The following is a 21,386-nucleotide window of genomic DNA, read 5'->3' as shown; positions in this document are numbered from 1 at the left end:
GTGGCACATTCCAACATTTGAGTTGGCTGATGCGCCGCTATCGCGAGCAGGCTCACTCCTACAGTTGGACGGTGGTGGACTCAATGATTGATGGAAAACAATAAAAGGTGCAGCCATGCCCGCAATCCGAATTGGCATCAACCCGATTTCCTGGAGCAACGACGATCTGCCGTCCCTCGGTGGCGAGACGCCGTTGAGCACCGCCCTGAGTGAGGGCAAGGCAATCGGTTACGCAGGTTTTGAGCTCAACGGTAAATTCCCCAAGGATGCCAAAGGCGTCGGTGACGTGCTGCGGCCTTACGATCTGGCGCTGGTGTCTGGCTGGTACTCCAGCCGACTGGCGACACGCTCGGTGGCCGAGGAAATCGATGCAATCGCCAGCCATGTCGAGTTGCTGGCGCAGAACGGTGCCAACGTTCTGGTGTACGGCGAGGTCGCCGATTCGATTCAGGGGCAGCGTATTCCGCTGGTCGAGCGGCCACGCTTTCATAGCGAAGAAGCGTGGCAGGCATACGCCGACAAGCTCACTGAACTGGCGCGCTTCACCCTGTCCCGAGGCGTGCGTCTGGCGTATCACCACCACATGGGTGCCTACGTCGAGTCGCCGTCAGACATCGACAAACTCATGGCCCTGACCGGTAGCGAAGTCGGCTTGCTGTTCGATTCCGGTCATTGCTACATGGGCGGTGGCGAGCCGCTGCAAGTTCTGAAAAAACACATCGAACGCATCTGCCACGTGCATTTCAAGGACGTGCGCAAACCGGTGGTGCAACTGGCGCGCAACAATCTGTGGAGCTTCCCGGATTGCATCATCAACGGCACGTTCACTGTGCCTGGCGATGGCGACATTGATTACGCCGCGCTGCTCGACGTCCTGGTGGCCGCCGATTATTACGGCTGGCTGGTGGTCGAGGCCGAGCAGGATCCGGCGGTGGCACCGAGTTACATCTACGCGAAAAAGGGCTACGACACCTTGCGCGCCCTGCTCAATGAAAGGGGCTTGTGATGAGCCTTCTAGTCAAGAGTCAGGCCCATGGCCGCACCATGGTCGAGCTGGAAAAGGGACGTCTTGAGTACGTCGGTTTCGCTGCCTATCGACTGAGCCTCGGCGAAAGTCTGCCGGTGACAGCGGGCGATCAGGAGTTGTGCCTGGTGTTGCTCAGCGGTCGCGTCAGTATCAGCGGCGAGGCGCCGGGGCAGGGCGTATTCGAGTGGGACAACCTGGGCGATCGGCAATCGGTGTTCGAAGACAAATCACCGTTCGCCGCGTATCTGCCGCCCGGCAGTCAGGCGCGAGTGACTGCGTTGAGCGACTCACAAATCGCCGTCTGCGCCGCCCCCGGATCGGTCAGCGCCAACCTCGGGCCACGGTTGATCCGCCCGGAGTCGATGAAGCGCAGCGTGCGTGGCAAAGGCGCCAACACCCGATACGTCTGCGACATCTTGCCGGACAGCGAACCGGCGCATTCGCTGCTCGTGGTGGAAGTGCGCACGCCGTCCGGGCATTCGTCGAGCTACCCGCCGCACAAGCACGACACCGATGACCTGCCGCACCAGAGCTTTCTCGAAGAAACCTATTACCACCAGATCAATCCGCCGCAGGGTTTTGTGTTCCAGCGCGTGTACACCGATGACCGCAGCATCGATCAGGCCATGGCCGTGGAAAACAGCGATCTGGTGGTGGTGCCCAAGGGGTATCACCCGGTCAGCGTGCCGTACGGCTACGAGTCCTATTACCTGAATGTCATGGCCGGGCCGAAACGTGTCTGGCAGTTCCATAACGATCCGCAGCACAGCTGGCTGCTGGACCTCTGACTTCCCACGTTTGAACGGAGCGCGACAACAATGAGCAATGCCCCGGTAATCGGCCACTACATCGATGGTCAGGTGCAGGACAGCGGCGAGCGGTTCAGTCATGTGTTCAATCCGGCCACCGGCGCGGTGCAGGCGCAAGTGGCGCTGGCCAGCGTCAAGACCGTGGAAGAGGCTGTCGCGTCCGCGCTGAAGGCCTTCCCGGCGTGGTCGGAACAGTCGTCCCTGCGTCGTTCGCGGGTGATGTTCAAGTTCAAGGAGTTGCTCGACCGGCATCACAACGAGCTGGCTGAAATCATCACCCGCGAGCACGGCAAAGTGTTGTCCGATGCCAAGGGAGAGGTTACTCGCGGCATCGAAATCGTCGAGTACGCCTGCGGCGCGCCGAACCTGCTCAAGACCGAATTCAGCGACAACATCGGCGGCGGCATCGACAACTGGAATCTGCGGCAGCCGCTGGGTGTTTGCGCGGGTGTCACGCCGTTCAACTTCCCGGTGATGGTGCCGCTGTGGATGATCCCGCTGGCGCTGGTCACCGGTAACTGTTTCATCCTCAAGCCTTCGGAACGTGACCCGTCCGCCAGTTTGCTGATGGCGCGTCTGCTCACCGAGGCCGGCTTGCCGGACGGCGTGTTCAACGTGGTGCAGGGCGACAAGACGGCCGTGGATGCGCTGTTGCAACACCCCGATATCGAGGCGATTTCCTTTGTCGGTTCGACGCCGATTGCCGAGTACATCCACCAGCAAGCCACTGCACGCGGCAAGCGTGTCCAGGCGCTGGGCGGGGCGAAGAATCACATGATTGTCATGCCCGATGCCGATCTCGATCAGGCCGCCGACGCCTTGATCGGCGCAGCTTACGGCTCAGCCGGCGAGCGTTGCATGGCGATTTCGATTGCCGTCGCGGTGGGCGATGTCGGTGATCGTCTGATCGCCAAACTGCTGCCGCGTATCGACCAGCTCAAGGTCGGTAACGGTATGCAGAGCGACAGCGAAATGGGCCCGTTGGTCACGGCTGAGCACAAGGCCAAAGTTGAGGGTTTTATCAGCGACGGGGTGGCCCAGGGCGCGCAGTTGTTGGTGGATGGCCGGGGTTTCAATGTACCGGGTGCCGAGGCTGGTTTTTTCGTGGGCGCGACCCTTTTCGATCAGGTCAGCAGCGAAATGAGCATCTATCAGCAAGAGATTTTCGGCCCGGTGCTGGGCATCATCCGCGTACCGGACTTCGCCAGCGCCGTGGCATTGATCAACGCCCATGAGTTCGGTAACGGCGTGTCCTGCTTCACCAGCGATGGCGGCATCGCCCGTGCGTTTGCTCGCACCATCAAGGTCGGCATGGTCGGTATCAACGTGCCGATTCCGGTGCCAATGGCCTGGCACTCGTTTGGCGGCTGGAAGCGCTCATTGTTCGGTGACCACCACGCTTACGGTGAAGAGGGCGTGCGTTTCTACAGTCGCTATAAAAGCGTGATGCAGCGCTGGCCCGACAGCATCGCCAAAGGCCCTGAATTCAGCATGCCAACTGCCAAATAATTCGTCTGTGCGGAGAACAACAAGAATGACTCAGCCCCTGCGTTTTGCCCTAAACCGGATGGTCGCACCACGACTTTCCCTGCCCGCGTTCATTGATCTGGCGGTGAGCCTCAAGGCCGATGCCATCGAGATTCGCAATGACCTCAAAGGCGTGGAAATCGAGGACGGCACAGCCCCGCAAACCGTCCGCGAATTGTGTGCGGCGAAAGGCATCAGCGTCCTGTCGATCAATGCGCTGTACCCGTTCGATGTGTGGAATGACGAACGTCGAGCTCAAGCCACAAGACTCGCCGTGTATGCGCGGGATTGCGGGGCGCAGGGGTTGGTCATGTGCCCGCTGAACGATACCGGCGACATGCGCACGACCGCGCAACGCGCCGTTGGCCTGCGCACGGCGTTGAGCGAACTCGCGCCGATCCTGCGTGAGCACGGCATTCTTGGCTTCATCGAGCCGTTGGGGTTTGAGGAATGCTCGCTGCGGCGCAAGCGTACGGCGGTGGACGCGATCCAGGCGGTGGGCGGGCTGGATGTGTTTCGGCTGGTGCATGACACCTTTCACCATCACCTCGCCAGTGAGCAGGAATTTTTCCCCGAACTGACCGGGCTGGTGCATATCTCCGGCGTCGAAGATGCCGAGGCGCCGTTGGCAAGCATTCGCGACGGCCATCGAGTGTTGGTGGGCGAGGGCGACATTCTCGGTAACGCGGCGCAGATCGACACGCTGCTGAGCACGGGGTACAGCGGCTATCTGTCGTTCGAACCATTCGCTGACAGTGTTCACGGTCTGGCGGATATCGAACAAGCCATCAGCGCCAGCATGGCCCACCTACAAAAATCCCTGACCTGACACATCCCCGTGTAGGAGCTGCCGCAGGCTGCGATCTCTTGATCTTGAAGAGCAAAGTCAAAAGATCGCAGCCTCCGGCAGCTCCTACAAGGATTGGCGGTTGCCTTTAAGAAAGGTGCAAGCATGACCACAACAAGACTGACCATGGCCCAGGCCCTGGTGAAATTTCTCGATAACCAGTACATCGAAGTCGATGGCGTGCAGAGCAAGTTCGTCGCCGGGATCTTCACGATTTTCGGTCACGGCAATGTGCTCGGACTCGGTCAGGCGCTGGAGCAGGACAGCGGCGACCTGATCGTCCATCAGGGTCGCAACGAGCAGGGCATGGCCCACGCCGCCATCGGTTTTGCCAAACAGCATCTGCGCCGCAGGATCTACGCCTGCACCTCGTCGGTAGGCCCGGGCGCAGCGAACATGATTACTGCTGCAGCCACCGCCACCGCCAATCGCATCCCGTTGCTGTTGTTGCCCGGCGACGTCTACGCCAGCCGCCAACCGGACCCGGTGCTGCAACAGATCGAGCAGTTTCACGATCTGAGCATCAGCACCAACGATGCCTTCAAAGCCGTGAGCAAATACTGGGACCGGATCAACCGCCCCGAGCAGTTGATGACCGCCGCGATCCACGCCATGCGCGTACTGACCGATCCCGCCGAAACCGGCGCGGTGACGTTGGCGCTGCCGCAGGACGTACAGGCCGAGGCCTACGATTACCCGGATTACTTCCTGCAAAAACGCGTGCATCGCATCGAGCGCCGACCGGCCACCGAAGCCATGCTCGGCGATGCGCTGGCGCTGATCAAAGGCAAGCGCAAACCGTTGCTGATCTGTGGCGGCGGTGTGAAGTATTCCGGGGCTAATGCTGCGTTGCAGGCGTTCGCCGAACGCTTCGGTATTCCGTTCGCCGAAACGCAGGCGGGCAAGAGCGCGGTGGTTTCCAGTCATCCACTGAACCTCGGCGGCATCGGCGAAACCGGATGTCTGGCAGCGAATCTGCTGGCGCCCGAGGCGGATCTGATCATTGGTGTCGGCACCCGCTACAGCGATTTCACCACCGCGTCGAAATCCTTGTTCAAACACCCGGACGTGCAGTTCCTCAACCTCAATATCAGCCCGTGCGATGCGCTGAAACTCGACGGCGTGCAACTGCTGGCCGACGCGAAAACCGCTTTGCAGGCTTTGAGCAATATTCTCGGCGACTACCGCGCCGAGTGGGGCGATCAGCCGCGTGAGGCCAAGGAACAACTCGACGCCGAGGTTGAGCGGATTTATCAGGCCGAATACCAGACCGAGGATTTCGTCCCGGAAATCAACGACCACATGGACCCGGCCGTACTGCGCGAATTCATCGAGTTGACCGGTTCCTGCCTGACCCAGAGCCGCGTGCTGGGTGTACTCAATGAGACCCTGGCCGACGACGCGGTAATTGTCGCCGCTGCCGGCAGTCTGCCCGGTGACTTACAGCGCAGCTGGCGCAGCAAGGGCGTCAACACTTACCACGTCGAGTACGGCTATTCATGCATGGGTTACGAGGTGAATGCGGCGCTGGGCGTGAAGCTCGCCGAGCCCGATCGCGAGGTCTATGCGCTGGTCGGCGATGGCTCTTACATGATGCTGCACTCGGAGCTGGCAACGTCGATTCAGGAGCGCCGCAAGATCAACGTGGTGCTGCTGGACAACATGACGTTTGGCTGCATCAACAACTTGCAGATGGAACACGGCATGGACAGCTTCGGCACTGAATTCCGTTTCCGGAACCCCGAGACCGGCAAGCTCGACGGCGGTTTTGTTCCGGTGGATTTCGCCATGAGCGCGGCGGCCTACGGCTGCAAGACCTACAAGGTGAACACGGTTGAAGCGTTGCAGGCAGCGCTGGCCGATGCGCGTTTGCAGACGGTGTCGACGCTGATCGATATCAAGGTTCTGCCCAAGACGATGATTCACAAATACCTGTCGTGGTGGCGGGTCGGTGTCGCGCAGGTGTCCACCAGTGCGCGCACCGATGCGGTCGCGAAAACCCTTAATGAACGGTTGGCCAAGGCCCGCCAGTACTGATTGTCCTGAAACCCGAAATGGAGAATGTTCATGTCTTTGAAGCTTGGCGTTATCGGTACCGGGGCCATCGGCCAGGATCACATCCGTCGTTGCAGCCAGACTTTGCTCAACAGTCAGGTCGTCGCTGTCACCGACATCAACTTGCAGCAAGCCGCCAAGGTCGTTGCTGATCTGAAGCTGACGGCCGAGGTTTACCCGGATGGTCACGCGCTGATCAAGGCGCCAGAGGTCGAGGCCATCCTTGTCACCTCGTGGGGGCCGAGTCACGAAGAGTTCGTGCTGGCTGCGATTGCCGCCGGCAAACCGGTGTTCTGCGAGAAACCGCTGGCAGTGACTGCCGAAGGGTGCCGCAAGATCGTCGAAGCCGAGGTCGCCCACGGCAAGCGTCTGGTGCAGGTCGGGTTCATGCGTCCTTACGATGAAGGTTATCGCGCGCTGAAAGCGGTGATCGACAGTGGCCAGATCGGTGAGCCGTTGATGCTGCACTGCGCGCACCGCAACCCGAGCGTCGGCGAAAACTACAAGACCGACATGGCAATCACCGACACGCTGATCCATGAGCTGGATGTGCTGCGCTGGTTGCTGGATGACGATTATGTGTCGGTGCAAGTGGTATTCCCACGCAAGTCGAGCAAGGCGTTGGCGCATTTGAAAGATCCGCAGATCGTCCTGCTGGAAACCGCCAAGGGCACGCGCATCGATGTCGAGGTTTTCGTCAATTGCCAGTACGGCTATGACATCCAGTGCGAAGTGGTGGGGGAGACTGGCATCGCCAAGCTGCCGGAGCCGCAGCAGGTGCAAATGCGCAGCGGCGCCAAGCTGTCGAACGCGATTCTGATGGACTGGAAGGACCGCTTCATCGGCGCCTATGACGTCGAGTTGCAGGCGTTCATCGATGGTGTGCGCGCCGGTCAGGTGGGCGGGCCCTCGGCATGGGACGGTTTCGCCGCCGCCGTCGCGGCAGATGCATGCATCGAAGCCCAGAACAGTGGCCAGATAGTAAAAGTCACCCTGCCTGACCGCCCACATTTTTACGGCTAACCCGATCCCTGTAGGAGTTGCGGCACGCTGCGATCTTTTGATGTTGTTTTTACAATCAAAGTCAAAAGATCGCAGCGTGCCGCAGCTCCTACAGGGGACGGTGTTGATTTTGCGTGAAGGAGAACAAGAAGATGCGCATCGCACTAGATCCCTACATGTACCGCAATCTGTCCCTGGGCAAGATGGTCGACAAGGTCGCCGAGCTCGGTTACGAACACATCGAGCTCTCGCCTCGCGAAGACTTCCTGCCGTTTTACAAAGCCCCGCGCGTCGACAAGGCGCGGATCAAGGAGTTTCGCAAAGCCTTGAGCGACACCGGGGTCAAACTCTCTTCCTTGTTACCGATGTACCACTGGGCCGCCGCCGACGAAGGTTTGCGCGTGGCCGCGGTGCGCAACTGGAAGCGAGCGATCCAGATTGCCGTGGAAATGGACTGCGAGCTGGTCAACACCGAATTCACCGGGCAGTCGGACAACCCGCTGGTGTGCGAAAACCAGTTCATGCGCTCGATGGACGAATTGATCCCCGAGTTCGAGCGTGAAGGCATCAAGCTCGATATTCAGGCCCACCCGTATGATTTCTGCGAACGCAACAACGAGTCAGTGGACATCATTCGCGGGCTCGACCGCGACTGGATCAACTACCTCTACGCCGCACCGCACACGTTTTTCTACGACGACGGCGTCGGCGACATTGCCTCGATGCTCAAATATGCCGGGTCGAAACTCAGCCATCTGATCATTGCCGACACCTACAACCACAAGGCCTCGTCGGGATTGCGCTACATCGTCAACCCGCCGGGCGTTACCGCAACCGTGCATCAGCATCTGGACATCGGCCAGGGCGAGGTCGACTGGCAAGCGTTTTTCAGCACCTTGCGCGAGATCAAGTTCGACGGCATTGCCACGGTCTCGGTGTTCGCCTGGGAAGACCGACCGGATCAATCCAACCGAATGATGCTCGAACGGGTCAAAAGCGAACTCTGCCACTGACTCAGTACGCAATACCGGTGGGAGCGAGCCTGCTCGCGAAGGCGGCAGTACAGTCTGCATCGATGTCGCCTGAAGCATCGCTATCGCGAGCAGGCTCGCTCCCACAAAGGCCGCGTTTACCCAGTAAGCGGCTCACAGAACAATAAGAAGGAGTCGAATCATGCGTATCGGACTTGTCGGTTACGGCCATGGCGGCCGGTTTTTTCATGCGCCGCTGCTCAGCAGTCTGCCCGGTGCCACGTTTGCCGGTGTGGTGACGCGTTCCCCGGAGCGCCGCCAATTGCTCGCTGCTGAACACCCCGGCGTACCGGCGTTCGACAGCATCGGCGAACTGGTCGAGGCAGGCGTGGATGTGTTGGTGATTTCCACGCCGCTGAAGGGCCGTCCGGCGCTGGTGCTTGATGGTCTCGAACACGGAGTCGCCGTCGTCAGTGACAAACCCTTCGCCGCCGATGCGCAACAGGCGCAAACCCTGATCACCATGGCCGAACGCCAGGGCGTGCGGCTCAGCGTTTATCAGAATCGCCGCTGGGATTCGGATTTCCTCACCGTGCGCAAACTCATCGAGTCGGGCGCACTCGGGCAGGTCACGCGTTTCGAATCACGGGTCGAGCGCTACTCGCCACAGTCGGTGAACAACGCCAGCGGCGGTGGTTTTCTGCGCGATCTGGGAAGCCATCTGGTGGATCAGGCGTTGCTGCTGTTCGGCCCTGTCAGGCAGGTGTATGCCGAGCTTGATTATCAGGACAAGGACCAGGCCTGCGACAACGGTTTTTTCGTTTCCCTGACCCACGCTAACGGGGTTGTCTCCCACCTCGGCGGCAGTTGCCTGCAAAGCACGCCCGGCCCGCGCTTTCGGGTCACCGGAACGCTGGGCTGCTACAGCGTTGATGGCCTCGACGGGCAGGAGGCTCAAGCGCTGGCCGGGCTCTCGCCAAAATCCGCGGGTGAGGGCTGGGGTGTCGAAGAGCATCGGCGCTGGGGCTGGTTTGAACACGCTGGCGAACGCGAGCGCGTGCCTTCGGAAAGGGGCTGCTGGCAGCAGTTTTATCAGCAGCTACAAACCGCGTTACAGACTGGCGGCCCATTGCCGGTCGAGGCTCGTGATGCACTGGCGAGCACTGTTGTTCTGGATGCTGCGCGGCAGAGTTTCAAGCAACGTCAGGTGGTCGAACTGAACCCGTCTGGAAGTCATGGAACAGATTTGGAATAAAATTCTAAAATGAGTTGATATAGAAAATAAATTCCAATAGAGTCAATTTTGCCTACAGAAACCGTCACGACTGATCCATAAAACCAACAAGAATGTGGAGAAAGACAGTTCATGAAGACCAATCTGCGTTTTGCCTCGCTGGCCCTGTCCTTGATGTTTGTCAGCGGTGCTGCCCTTGCCGATATGAAGATCGGCGTAAGCATGTCCCAGTTCGATGACACCTGGCTGACTTACCTGCGCGAATCCATGGACAAGAAAGCCAAGTCCTATCCCGATGGCGTGCAACTGCAATTCGAAGACGCCCGCAGCGACGTGGTCAAGCAGTTGAGTCAGGTCGAAAGCTTCATCAGCCAGAAGGTCGATGCCATCGTGGTCAACCCGGTGGATACCGCCGCCACCCGAAAAATCACCGAAGCCGCGGTAAAGGCCGGCATCCCGCTGGTCTACGTCAACCGTCGCCCCGATGACCTCAAACTGCCAAAAGGTGTGGTCACGGTCGCCTCCAACGACCTGGAGGCCGGCGAAATGCAGATGCAGTACCTGGCCGAAAAACTCGGCGGCAAAGGCGAAATCGTGATTCTGCTCGGTGACCTCGCCAACAACTCCACCACCAATCGCACCAAGGGCGTCAAAGAGGTGCTGGCCAAGTACCCGAACATCAAGATCGAACAGGAACAGACCGGCATCTGGCTGCGGGACAAAGGCATGACTTTGGTCAATGACTGGCTGACCCAGGGCCGCAAGTTCGACGCGGTGGTTTCCAACAATGACGAAATGGCGATTGGTGCCGCCATGGCGCTGCAACAGGCCGGTGTCGAGAAGGGCAGTGTGTTGATTGCAGGTGTCGACGGCACGCCGGACGGCTTGAACGCAATCAAGAAAGGCAACATGGCGGTGTCAGTGTTTCAAGACGCCAAAGGTCAGGCAGACGGCTCGATCGACACTGCAGTGAAGATGGCCAAAAACGAGGCGGTGGAGCAGAACGTCTGGGTGCCTTATCGCCTGATCACCCCGGAAAACGTCGACACTTTCAAATAGTGCATCGGTTCAATAACAACAATAATCCTGCAGGGTTGCTGCCGCGACCTTGCTGACGGAGTACCTGAACATGTTCGCTTCAGCGACCGCTTCGAGCACCTCGTTGGTGGATATCCAGCCAACTGCAACACCTGTCGATGAGCCGTACCTGCTGGAGATCACCAACATCAGCAAGGGTTTTCCCGGTGTGGTGGCTCTGTCCGATGTGCAACTGCGAGTACGTCCTGGGTCGGTACTGGCCCTGATGGGCGAGAACGGCGCGGGTAAATCGACGCTGATGAAAATCATCGCCGGCATCTACCAGCCCGATGCTGGCGAACTGCGCTTGCGCGGCAAACCCGTAGTCTTCGATACACCGTTGGCGGCACTTCAGGCGGGGATCGCGATGATCCACCAGGAACTCAACCTGATGCCGCACATGAGCATCGCCGAAAACATCTGGATCGGCCGCGAGCAGCTCAACGGCCTGCACATGATCGACCACCGCGCCATGCACCGTTGCACCGCGCAACTGCTGGAGCGCTTGCGCATCAACCTCGATCCCGAGGAGCAGGTTGGCAACCTGAGCATCGCCGAACGGCAGATGGTCGAGATTGCCAAAGCGGTGTCCTACGACTCCGACATTCTGATCATGGATGAGCCGACCTCGGCCATCACCGAAAAGGAAGTAGCGCACCTGTTCTCGATCATTGCCGACCTCAAGCGCCAGGGCAAAGGCATCATCTACATCACGCACAAAATGAACGAAGTGTTCGCCATTGCCGATGAAGTGGCGGTGTTTCGCGACGGCGCCTACATCGGCCTGCAACGGGCCGACAGCATGGACGGTGACAGTCTGATTTCGATGATGGTCGGGCGCGAACTGAGCCAGTTGTTCCCGGTGCGTGAAAAGCCGATTGGCGATCTGCTGCTGTCGGTCCGCGATCTGAAACTCGACGGCATATTCCAGGGCGTCTCGTTCGATCTGCATGCCGGGGAGATTCTCGGCATCGCCGGGCTGATGGGCTCGGGACGCACCAACGTCGCCGAAACCATTTTCGGCATAACGCCCAGCGACAGCGGTGAGATCCGTCTGGACGGCGAGGTGGTGCGCATCACCGATCCGCACATGGCCATCGACAAGGGATTCGCGCTGTTGACCGAGGATCGCAAGCTCAGCGGCCTGTTCCCGTGCCTGTCGGTGCTGGAAAACATGGAGATGGCGGTGCTCCCGCATTACGCCGGCCACGGCTTTATCCAGCAAAAAGCCTTGCGTGCTCTGTGTGAAGACATGTGCAAGAAGCTGCGGGTGAAAACCCCGTCGCTGGAGCAGTGCATCGACACCTTGTCAGGCGGCAACCAGCAGAAAGCCTTGCTCGCCCGCTGGCTGATGACCAATCCACGGATCCTGATTCTCGACGAGCCGACTCGCGGCATCGATGTCGGCGCCAAGGCCGAGATTTATCGGCTGATCTCCTTGCTCGCCAGCGAAGGCATGGCGGTGATCATGATCTCCTCGGAACTGCCGGAAGTACTGGGCATGAGCGACCGGGTGATGGTCATGCACGAGGGCGACCTGATGGGCACCCTCGGCCGCGACGAGGCTACCCAGGAACGAGTCATGCAACTGGCCTCGGGCATGTCCCAGGTCCATTGACCGGTCACGGTCTCTGTGGCGAGGGAGCTTGCTCCCGCTGGATTGCGCAGCAAGCCCAAGCTTAAGGGCCGCTTCGCTGCCCAGCGGAAGCAAGCGCCCTCGCCACAAAAAAGCAGCTTGCATCCAAAGGTATGTATTCGATACCGGATTTTATTTGAAGGGTGAGTGGTTATGAACGCGATACTGGAAAACAAGCCTGCAACGGCACCGACCAAGAGTCGTCGGCGCTTTCCAACCGAACTGAGCATTTTTCTGGTGCTGATCGGTATCGGTCTGGTCTTCGAGGTGTTTGGCTGGATCGTTCGCGACCAGAGCTTCCTGATGAACTCGCAGCGTCTGGTGCTGATGATCCTGCAGGTGTCGGTCATCGGCCTGCTGGCCATCGGCGTGACTCAGGTGATCATCACCACGGGGATCGACTTGTCATCCGGGTCGGTGCTGGCGCTGTCAGCGATGATTGCGGCGAGTCTGGCGCAGACATCGGATTTCGCCCGCGCAGTGTTCCCGTCGCTGACTGACTTGCCGGTGTGGATTCCGGTGATCGCCGGGCTCGGGGTCGGCCTGCTCGCCGGGGCGATCAACGGCAGCATCATCGCCATCACCGGGATTCCACCGTTCATTGCCACGCTCGGCATGATGGTTTCGGCGCGCGGTCTGGCGCGTTACTACACCGAAGGCCAACCGGTCAGCATGCTCTCCGACTCCTATACCGCAATCGGTCATGGGGCGATGCCGGTGATTATCTTCCTGGTGGTGGCGGTGATCTTTCACATCGCGTTGCGCTACACCAAGTACGGCAAGTACACCTACGCCATCGGCGGGAACATGCAGGCGGCGCGTACCTCGGGAATCAACGTCAAACGCCATTTGGTGATCGTCTACAGCATCGCCGGTCTGCTGGCGGGGCTGGCTGGCGTAGTAGCGTCGGCCCGGGCTGCGACGGGGCAGGCCGGGATGGGCATGTCCTACGAGCTCGACGCGATTGCAGCGGCGGTCATCGGCGGTACCAGTCTGGCCGGCGGCGTCGGGCGCATTACCGGGACGGTGATCGGTGCGCTGATTCTCGGGGTAATGGCCAGCGGGTTCACCTTCGTCGGCGTCGATGCCTATATTCAGGACATCATCAAAGGCTTGATCATTGTGGTGGCGGTGGTCATCGACCAGTACCGCAACAAGCGTAAACTCAAGCGCTAAGAGGCTAATAATCGCGAAAACGCGCCACACCCGAACGGTGTGGCGCAGCCGTTTGTCTTCTATATACAGCCGCTCGACTGAATTTCTTGCTATAAACGCACTCCGATGACCGCTATGAAGCCTGTGTCAGAGCAGTTTCCGGGCTTTGTTGGACAGATTCCCTGTATTTACAGTTGCTGAGGCCTCAAACGGGCCTTAGACTGCCGCCCCTCGTAAATTGAGTGCCGGGTGGCGTTTGCAATAAACGATGCCTTTTCGTCGGCCGGACACGGTTCGTCGAAACGCTCCCTAATTCGCCTTAATGCACGTTTTTTTATAGAGATATCAATGACAAAGGACAAGTTGCTGGCCATGCCGGCAGATGACTACATGAATGCCGAGCAGCACGCTTTCTTCACTGAGCTGTTGCAGAACATGAAAGTCGAAACCCACGAGCGCATTGAGCAAAACCGCATCGCCATCGAAAGCCTGGACACCCCGGCTGACCCGGCGGACGCGGCTTCGGTTGAAGAAGAGCGCACTTGGCTGGTGAACGCGATCGATCGCGACCAGCGCATGCTGCCGCAATTGGAACAAGCCCTTGAGCGCATCAAGGAAGACAGCTTTGGCTGGTGCGACGACAGCGGCGAGGCCATTGGCCTGAAGCGCCTGCTGATCAGCCCGACCACCAAATACTGCATCGAAGCTCAAGAGCGTCACGAGCAGATCGATAAGCACCAGCGTCAGGCCTGATTCTGTGAGGTGACCCGTTGAATGGGGGCGCCTGGAAAAGATCGCAGCCTTCGGCAGCTCCTATTTGGGGTTGTTGGGACTGCGATCTTTGTTTTTGCTCGTCTGTGATATTTCCGCGCGGTTCATTGACCTGCTGCAGACCCCACGACTAACGGACCATGGATAATGGCGTTGTAGTGGCGTTTAATGCAGTCACAACAATGAGAACAAGCGTGGGGTGTTGAAATGACGAGAGATGGATCTCTGGTTGGGGCTCTGCCTGCACCAGTACTTTTGCCGAAAAACCGCTGGATCGCTCCGACCCTGCAAAGCATCGCCCTGATGCTGTTGTTGGCCGGCATGACGCTGGGTGAGTGGTCGCTTTACGTTGGCATGCCGTTGGCGGTGCTGATTATCTGGCTGCCGCGGCTGCGCTCCCGAGCCGTCCCCGCTGTACCGCCTGCCGACACTGGCAGCGCTATTTCCGATCTGACCCGCGACCTTTCCTACACCACCAGCCACAACGCGTTGTCGGCGGCGGGTGTGGCGTTTTCGGTCAAGGAACTGGCAAGCAAGCTCGAATCGCAACTGGATGCGGCGGCGCGAATTGTCAGTAATGCCGAGGTGATGATCGCCACCGAACACGCCACTTCACAGCTCAGCCGTGAAGCGCTGGAGGCTGCGAGTGAGGCGCATCACAGCAGTGCGGCGGGGCGTTCGGAACTGGTTGATTCGATTTCGCGCATGCATCAACTCAGTCAGCGCGCCAATACCAGCCGCGAGTTGATCGAGGCGTTGAGTGTGCGCAGCGACGACATCCAGCGCGTGACGCTGGTGATTCAGTCGATTGCCAGCCAGACCAATCTGTTGGCCTTGAACGCAGCGATCGAAGCGGCGCGGGCTGGCGAGCATGGTCGCGGTTTTGCCGTGGTCGCGGATGAGGTGCGCGGGCTGGCGGCGCGCACGGCGTCGGCGACCGGTGAAGTCGGTGAGATGGTTGCCGATATTCAGCAACGTACCGCGCAGGTGGTGGAGCAGATTCGTGAGCTGTCCAGCGATCTGCACACAGGCGTCGAGCAGGTCGAGCTTACCGGTCAGCATCTGCAGAACATCGCGCGACTGGCTGCCGGGGTGGAAGGTCAGGTCGGCGAGATCGCCCGAGGCGCGGAGACCAACCGCGAGCAACTCGACAGTCTGTTCAAAGCCATCGAGCAAATGCGCAGCGATCTGGCGATCAGCGACCAGCAAACCCGACGCCTCGCCGAAGCGGCGGTGCAGATGGAAGGGCAGGCCGAGACGATCAGCGAGCGACTGGCCGAAGTCGGGCTTGATGACTATCACCAGCGCATCTACGACCTGGCGCGCGAAGGGGCGAGCCAGATTGCGGCGCGCTTCGAGGCAGATGTCGAGCAGGGGCGGATCAGCCTGGAAGATCTGTTCGATCGCCAGTATCAGGCGATCGCGAATACCCAGCCGCCCAAGTATCAAACCCGGTTCGACCGTTACACCGACCAGGTGCTGCCGGCGATTCAGGAGCCTCTGCTGCCGCGTCACGAAGGCTTGGTGTTTGCCATCGCCTGCACGCAGCAGGGTTATGTGCCGACGCACAATCAGGCGTTTAGTCAGCCGCTGACCGGGGATGCGCAGGTCGATGCGGTCAACAATCGCACCAAACGCAAGTTTGCCGATCGCACGGGCATTCGCTGTGGCAGCCACCAAAAACCGGTGTTGTTGCAGACCTATACCCGCGACACCGGCGAGCTGATGCATGACCTCTCGGTGCCAATCATGATCAAGGGCCGGCATTGGGGTGGTTTGCGTCTGGGCTATAAACCTGAACGTGCGCGCTGATCGATTGTTACTTCAGATGCAATGAATCTGTGCACGGCGGTTGCTGTTTCCTCTCGAAAGAAAGCATTAATCTGGCCACTTAGTTAGGTGGCTAATGATTTGGGAGGTCTGCATGCAATGCAGAGTCGATGTTGCCGTGATGATCGGCAGCGGTGTGCCTGCCGGTTTAAGGGCGATGGGGCAAAGCGTTTGCTGGGTAGTGTTGCTCAATGGTGAGCGACGCGGCACCGCGTTTGCCAGTCGTGACGAGGCAGAGGAGTGCAAGGCTGCATGGCTCGCGCAGTTGAAAGCCGAGCCTTGGGACAGCCTGCACTGATAAGGGTTACTTGCCGTCGTGCAGGCGCACGTTGAGTTCGTCGAAGACGATTGCTCTGTCGTCGTCTTTGCCAATCCACTCTTCGAGCGTTTGTTTTTGACTCTCCGACCAGAAGGGCGCATCGACTAATTTGGTGTCAGGACTCAGTGGATGCGCTTCGATGAAGTCGTCGATAGCCTTGTTGTCCGAAGGCAGACCCAATTGATCGAACAGGGTTTTCAAGTTGTAAGCTTCCAGATCCATCGTGTGCTCCTATTACGTGCGCCGGAATGGCGCTGTCGATCATTCTCTTTATCTGAGGCAGTCGCTGGCCAGGAGTTCGATCTGCAACTCTAATGAGCGGGCGAGGGCGCAGGCCTGGTTGTGATCTTTGCGGAAACCTCTTACGCGTCCGGTGGATGTTTCCTTTATGTGGAAGAAGGCGTTACCCGCCGGCACGACTTGAAAGCGCGGGGCCTGACCGATTTCCTTGGGGTTTGCCAGATCGTTCATATCGGTCACATGCAAGATCAGAGGCGATTTGAGTCGGGCGTCAGCGGGCATGGCAAAGTGAGTCAACGTGCACATGTGAAGTCCTTTTCATCGGTCGGCTGATATTTACAAGCCGTTTCGGGTAGTCGTAACGAGCATTGCTGCTCTAGAATCGCCAGTACCTGTTGACGACAGTGCTTATCTAAAGCAATTTTTCACGGGCGATATGTCGGAAAAGTGCTTTTTTTAGTGAGAATTTTCCCTAAAGTTTGTAGTCAGTATTCTCTGGCCGCCAGCAAGGATTTTTCCTTCAAGGTTTGGCGACATCGGCACGAGTTTCGCGAGTGACATTCCAGTAGTCTTACGCGCCTCGCGATCGATTGAGCACTCTGCTCACTTCGGGCTTTTATTTGAGTCATTTGGCAGCACCGTCGGCCTTGCCGTTATTTTTGCCGTGCGCGTTTTCCGTGGACGGTTTTTTCACATGTGGGGATGTTTCTTTGGCAGTCAGTAACCTCGATATGCATGCTTTGTTCGTGCTGGGTGATTTGCGTGCAAAGCTGGTCAAGTTGTTCCAGTCGCGTTTTGTTTACATCACCGAGCAAAACGCCGAAGGCATTTACGTTGCCGAAATCGACACCGAAAGCGCTTTGGTGGTCGATGACAAACCGGGGCTCAAGCTAAAGGTTGGCGATCATTTCAGTGCATCGGTCTTGCCTAGCCGCGAAGGCGGCAAGATGGACATCCGTTTTCGCGAAATCAAAATGACGGTTTATGGCCTGGGCGATTACGCCTTCGTCGAAACCGCCGATGGCCACGCGATTCTGTTCAAGGAAGGCCATAGCGTGGTGACCGTGTTCGCCGCCCATGCGCAACTGCAGGAAGGCCTGACCAAAACCCTGAAAGCCGTCACCGCCAAAGCCGCCAAGTGGCGCAAGGGCGAACTGGTGACGTTCAAGGCCAGCGAGTGAGCCGCGCAGATTTCCATTCGCAGAACCTCGACACGGCGCGCGATGAGGCTCGGCGCTTGTTCGCGGCGAAGGCCGAAATGCAAGGCGCGTGGCTGAACTGGGTGGCAGCGCAGCTCTATACGTTGCGCCCCGCGGAATACGCCAGCATGGTCAGAAGAGAGCTGCAAAGCTTGCAGGAAAAGTCTGATTCATAACCTCTTCCGGGCTCGGTCCCGGAAAAAGCAGGAACCTCGGCTACAGTCAGTTGACTGAGTATTCAGAGGCTTGCGGTCTTCTGTCAGGCCATCCTGCTATTGCTGTGAACAGCATGAGGTGCAATGCATGAACGGTTTTCGACGGTTGTTGGCCGCGAGCGTGGCCACATTCGGCTTGCTGACGTCGGCGCAGTCGGTGATGGCGGCAGAGGCGCCGATCCATTTTGCCGACCTGAACTGGGAAAGCGGCAGCCTGATCACGGATGTCCTGCGGATCATCGTCGAGAAGGGCTACGGACTGCCGACCGACACGCTACCCGGTACCACCATCACCCTGGAAACGGCACTGGCCAACAATGACATTCAGGTGATTGGCGAGGAGTGGGCCGGGCGCAGTCCGGTGTGGGTCAAGGCTGAGGCCGAAGGCAAAGTCGTCAGTCTGGGCGACACGGTCAAGGGCGCGACTGAAGGTTGGTGGGTGCCGGAATACGTGATCAAGGGTGACCCGGCCAAAGGCATCAAGCCATTGGCGCCGGATTTGCGCAGTGTCAGTGATCTGAAAAAGTACAAGGACGTGTTCAAGGACCCAGAGGCTCCGAGCAAGGGGCGTTTCCTCAACAGCCCGATTGGCTGGACGTCGGAAGTGGTCAATAAACAGAAGCTGACCGCTTATGGGCTGCAGGATGACTACACCAATTTCCGCAGTGGCTCGGGTGCGGCGCTGGATGCCGAGATCAGTTCCTCGATTCGTCGCGGCAAACCGGTGCTGTTTTACTACTGGTCACCGACGCCGCTGCTCGGCAAATTCAAACTGGTGCAACTGGAAGAGCCGCCGTTTGATGCTGAGGCGTGGAAGACCCTGACCGACGCTGATAATCCCAATCCGAAACCAACGCGTTCGCTGGCCTCCAAACTGTCGATTGGCGTGTCGACGCCGTTTCAAAAGCAATATCCGCAGATTACCGAGTTCTTCAGCAAGGTCGATTTTCCGATCGAGCCGTTGAACAAGGCGCTGGCCGAGATGAGCGAGAAACACACCGCGCCACGCGATGCGGCGGTGGCATTCATGAAGGCACATCCGGACGTGTGGCAGGCGTGGTTGCCGAAGGATGTGGCGGACAAGGTGAGCGCGAGCCTGCAGTGATGAGGGCTTTCTGTGGCGAGGAGCTTGCTCCCGCTGGGTTGCGAAGCAGCCCCAAGACCGGCTAATACGGTTATCCGGTAAAACCGGATTAGCCGACATTGCGACTGCTGCGCAGCCGAGCGGGAGCAAGCTCCCTCGCCACAGGTCAAGCGTCTATTCAGAATCGGGTCTGTACGGCCAACTCGAAGGTGCGCGGGGTGGCGAGGTAATATGCTGGCGAAACATGCGCAAACTCGGCGTACACCTCATTGGTCAGGTTGCGCACGCGCCCGGTCACTGTCGTGTGCGAGTCGACCTTGTAGCTGATGAAGCTGCCGAACAACGTGTACGACGGCACGGTCATGGTGTTGGCGCTATCGGCAAACACCGACGCGACGTACCGCGCATCCACCCCACCTTGCCATTGCGGCGAAAAATCATAGGTCAGCCACAGATTGCCGACCCGATCCGGCACATTGGTGGGCGTATTGCCCTTGCGTGAAACCACCGCACCTGCGGCGTTTTTCTCGGTGAAATCGTCGTACTGCGCATTCACCCAGGCGAAGTTGCCTTCAGCCAACAGCTTGTCGGTGATCCGCAACGAACTTGCGATCTCTATCCCTTTCGACGTCTGCTGGCCAACCGGAATACTGCCGGTCGGATCGAGTGGATCGGTCACGGCGAAGTCCTTTCGCTCAATCGTATAAGCCGCCACCGTCGCCGAGCCACGGCCATTCAGGTAGTCGAATTTGCTGCCGATTTCCCATTGCTTGCCGGTCGAGACATCGAAGTCCTGAGTGCCATTCGGCTGTTCGGCGGCCGTGCTGTATTGCACATAAACGTTGGCTGACGGGATGAACTGATAGCTCAGACCTGCGCGGCCGGTGACCGGCTCCCAGCTGCGTTTCAGGTGCTTGGGGTTGGCGGCGGTCACGGTGCGGTGGTTGGTCACGTCGAGGTCGATGTCGTCATAACGCAGGCCGGTGAGCAGCGACAATTTGTCGGTCAGCGCCAGACGATTTTCGACGAACAGCGCTTTGGTCGTGACTTCGTTGGTCTTGTCGCTGATCAGTGTTGGGTTGGTGCCTGGAATGTCATAGAAATACCCCGGCCGGTAGTTGTTCGGGTCAACCGTGCTCGCCCCTTTGATATTCAGCGGCGAGTTGGTGGTTTGATTGACCTTGTACTCGAAGCCCCCCGACCAGGTCGTATCAAGACCGAACAGCGTGTTGTCGTGGCGCAGTTCGAACTGGTTGCCGTCCTGCTCGCCCTGATGGCGCACCTGATACGCGGTGGAGCGGTTTACTGCGCTGTTGTCAGCGTTGTACTGGTAGGTTTCAAGATTGCGGTAGTCGCGCTGGCTGTCGAGGTGATACAGCGTGTTGCGCAGCGTGGTGCTGTCATTGATGCGGTAATCGATGATCGAGCGCACCCATATCGTCCGCTGTTCGTAGCGGCCGTCCTCGACGTTGTAATTGTTGAAACGGTTGTGTTTATCGATTTTCAACTCGCCCCCCTTGGGATTGAGCACTGGAGTGCCCCAGTAAGGGCTGTCCTCGTGTTCGTCCTGATATTCCAATGCCAAGGTGTGCGACAGGTTCGGGGTGAGGTCGCTGAGCAAGGAGAACGCCACGCTCCAGGCATCGCGTTCCTGACGGTCGATGTAACCGTTGCCGGTGTTGTGGCTGACGTCGAGGCGCGCATAGTGCTGCACATCGGCGCCGGAGGCGGTCAGCGCATGGTTGAGGCCGAAAGCGGTTTCGGTGGTGTCATAGGTGCCGTAACTGACCCGGCCTTCAATGGCTTGCTCTTGGCGAGAGGCCAGTTTGGTCACGTAGTTCAGCGAGCCGCCCACGGAGCCGGCACCGTTGATCAAGGACGACGGGCCGCCGACCAGTTCCACTCGATCATAAATCCACGCATCTACCGGCCGGGCGAGGCCGCCGGAGACGTTGATGCCGTTGAACATCTGGGTGATCTGGCTGCTGGTGAAGCCGCGATAGGAGACAAAGCCGCCAAACCCCGGAGGTGCGCTGGCGTTGACGCCGGGCAGGGTGTTGGCGGCGTCCTGGAAGTTCTGCGCGCCGTGGCGTTCGGTGTCGTTGCGATTGGCGATGGCGACCGAGGCGGGCGTGTCGCGTACGCTCAGACCGAGGCGTGAGGCCATGCCGCTGGATTGGTCGAGGCTCAGGCCCGGCTCGTTACCGGCTTCGCCGTCGATGGTGATTGGCGCCAGATCCACGGTGGATTGCGCCCAGACGTTAACGGACAGGCAGCCGCACAGGCTCGCCAGCAGAGTGAGTTGTTTCATCATTGAATCCTGAATGCTTGTCTAGGAGTCAGCGCACAGGCGAACGCCGCGCGTTGGCGCAGTGGGCTGACAAATCA

The 21,386-nt window shown here is 59.1% G+C and carries 20 protein-coding genes; 17 read left to right on the top strand and 3 right to left on the bottom strand.

Features of this window, described 5'->3' with window-relative positions; all coding sequences use genetic code 11:
* Nucleotides 1-115 precede the first annotated feature (115 nt).
* From iolE to JFT91_RS21200, 14 genes are all read left to right on the top strand, one after another.
* On the top strand, nt 116-1,006 hold the full coding sequence (iolE, locus tag JFT91_RS21265) for a myo-inosose-2 dehydratase (protein ID WP_201233746.1): 891 nt from the start codon (nt 116-118) through the stop codon (nt 1,004-1,006).
* The gene (gene iolB, locus JFT91_RS21260) at nt 1,006-1,815 is read left to right on the top strand and encodes a 5-deoxy-glucuronate isomerase (protein ID WP_201233745.1); all 810 of its coding nucleotides are present in this window, start codon (nt 1,006-1,008) and stop codon (nt 1,813-1,815) included. The genes iolE and iolB overlap by 1 nt, the downstream gene beginning before the upstream one ends.
* A gap of 30 nt (nt 1,816-1,845) precedes the next feature.
* A complete protein-coding gene (locus JFT91_RS21255; RefSeq protein ID WP_201233744.1) occupies nt 1,846-3,345 on the top strand; it encodes a CoA-acylating methylmalonate-semialdehyde dehydrogenase in 1,500 nt (499 codons plus the stop codon).
* Nucleotides 3,346-3,370: 25 nt separating this feature from the next.
* Nucleotides 3,371-4,192: a TIM barrel protein gene (locus JFT91_RS21250; protein ID WP_201233743.1), complete on the top strand. Its 822-nt coding sequence runs from the start codon at nt 3,371-3,373 to the stop codon at nt 4,190-4,192.
* Nucleotides 4,193-4,315: 123 nt separating this feature from the next.
* Entirely contained in the window at nt 4,316-6,247 is a 1,932-nt protein-coding gene (gene iolD, locus JFT91_RS21245) for a 3D-(3,5/4)-trihydroxycyclohexane-1,2-dione acylhydrolase (decyclizing) (RefSeq protein ID WP_201233742.1), read from the top strand.
* Between the two features lie 30 nt (nt 6,248-6,277).
* Entirely contained in the window at nt 6,278-7,288 is a 1,011-nt protein-coding gene (gene iolG, locus JFT91_RS21240) for a bifunctional inositol 2-dehydrogenase/D-chiro-inositol 1-dehydrogenase (protein ID WP_201233741.1), read from the top strand.
* Between the two features lie 131 nt (nt 7,289-7,419).
* Nucleotides 7,420-8,280, top strand: coding sequence for a sugar phosphate isomerase/epimerase family protein (locus tag JFT91_RS21235; RefSeq protein WP_201233740.1), 861 nt, complete (start codon nt 7,420-7,422; stop codon nt 8,278-8,280).
* 160 nt (nt 8,281-8,440) lie between these two features.
* A complete protein-coding gene (locus JFT91_RS21230; protein WP_201233739.1) occupies nt 8,441-9,493 on the top strand; it encodes a Gfo/Idh/MocA family protein in 1,053 nt (350 codons plus the stop codon).
* A gap of 111 nt (nt 9,494-9,604) precedes the next feature.
* Nucleotides 9,605-10,531, top strand: a complete 927-nt coding sequence (locus tag JFT91_RS21225) for a sugar ABC transporter substrate-binding protein (RefSeq protein ID WP_201233738.1) — start codon at nt 9,605-9,607, stop codon at nt 10,529-10,531.
* A gap of 70 nt (nt 10,532-10,601) precedes the next feature.
* Complete coding sequence (locus tag JFT91_RS21220; RefSeq protein WP_201233737.1) at nt 10,602-12,167, top strand: sugar ABC transporter ATP-binding protein; 1,566 nt, start codon at nt 10,602-10,604, stop codon at nt 12,165-12,167.
* 171 nt (nt 12,168-12,338) lie between these two features.
* Nucleotides 12,339-13,361, top strand: a complete 1,023-nt coding sequence (locus JFT91_RS21215; protein WP_201233736.1) for an ABC transporter permease — start codon at nt 12,339-12,341, stop codon at nt 13,359-13,361.
* A gap of 327 nt (nt 13,362-13,688) precedes the next feature.
* A complete protein-coding gene (locus JFT91_RS21210; protein ID WP_003225981.1) occupies nt 13,689-14,093 on the top strand; it encodes a TraR/DksA family transcriptional regulator in 405 nt (134 codons plus the stop codon).
* A 225-nt stretch (nt 14,094-14,318) separates the two neighbouring features.
* A complete protein-coding gene (locus JFT91_RS21205; RefSeq protein ID WP_201233735.1) occupies nt 14,319-15,923 on the top strand; it encodes a methyl-accepting chemotaxis protein in 1,605 nt (534 codons plus the stop codon).
* Between the two features lie 112 nt (nt 15,924-16,035).
* Entirely contained in the window at nt 16,036-16,239 is a 204-nt protein-coding gene (locus tag JFT91_RS21200; protein WP_201226796.1) for a hypothetical protein, read from the top strand.
* A 6-nt stretch (nt 16,240-16,245) separates the two neighbouring features.
* On the opposite strand, the gene JFT91_RS21195 is transcribed toward JFT91_RS21200, so the two are convergent.
* Complete coding sequence (locus JFT91_RS21195) at nt 16,246-16,482, bottom strand: DUF2789 family protein (protein ID WP_201202902.1); 237 nt, start codon at nt 16,480-16,482, stop codon at nt 16,246-16,248.
* Between the two features lie 48 nt (nt 16,483-16,530).
* Nucleotides 16,531-16,806, bottom strand: coding sequence for a hypothetical protein (locus JFT91_RS21190; RefSeq protein WP_201233734.1), 276 nt, complete (start codon nt 16,804-16,806; stop codon nt 16,531-16,533).
* A 425-nt stretch (nt 16,807-17,231) separates the two neighbouring features.
* On the opposite strand from JFT91_RS21190, the gene JFT91_RS21185 reads away from it, so the two are divergent.
* From JFT91_RS21185 to JFT91_RS21175, 3 genes are all read left to right on the top strand, one after another.
* Nucleotides 17,232-17,681, top strand: a complete 450-nt coding sequence (locus tag JFT91_RS21185; protein ID WP_201234028.1) for a hypothetical protein — start codon at nt 17,232-17,234, stop codon at nt 17,679-17,681.
* Entirely contained in the window at nt 17,678-17,875 is a 198-nt protein-coding gene (locus JFT91_RS21180; RefSeq protein WP_201233733.1) for a hypothetical protein, read from the top strand. The genes JFT91_RS21185 and JFT91_RS21180 overlap by 4 nt, the downstream gene beginning before the upstream one ends.
* A gap of 127 nt (nt 17,876-18,002) precedes the next feature.
* Nucleotides 18,003-19,019 (top strand): ABC transporter substrate-binding protein, encoded by a 1,017-nt coding sequence (locus JFT91_RS21175; RefSeq protein WP_201233732.1) that lies wholly within the window; start codon nt 18,003-18,005, stop codon nt 19,017-19,019.
* A 157-nt stretch (nt 19,020-19,176) separates the two neighbouring features.
* Here the strand turns inward: JFT91_RS21175 and JFT91_RS21170 are convergent, their stop codons facing one another.
* Nucleotides 19,177-21,309, bottom strand: a complete 2,133-nt coding sequence (locus JFT91_RS21170; protein ID WP_201233731.1) for a TonB-dependent receptor — start codon at nt 21,307-21,309, stop codon at nt 19,177-19,179.
* Between the last annotated feature and the right edge of the window lie 77 nt (nt 21,310-21,386).

Source organism: Pseudomonas sp. TH08 (genome assembly GCF_016651275.1).
Classification (GTDB): domain Bacteria; phylum Pseudomonadota; class Gammaproteobacteria; order Pseudomonadales; family Pseudomonadaceae; genus Aquipseudomonas.
The sequence above is the reverse complement of the archived record's forward strand: the minus strand, read 5'-3'. Positions and strand labels throughout refer to the sequence as shown.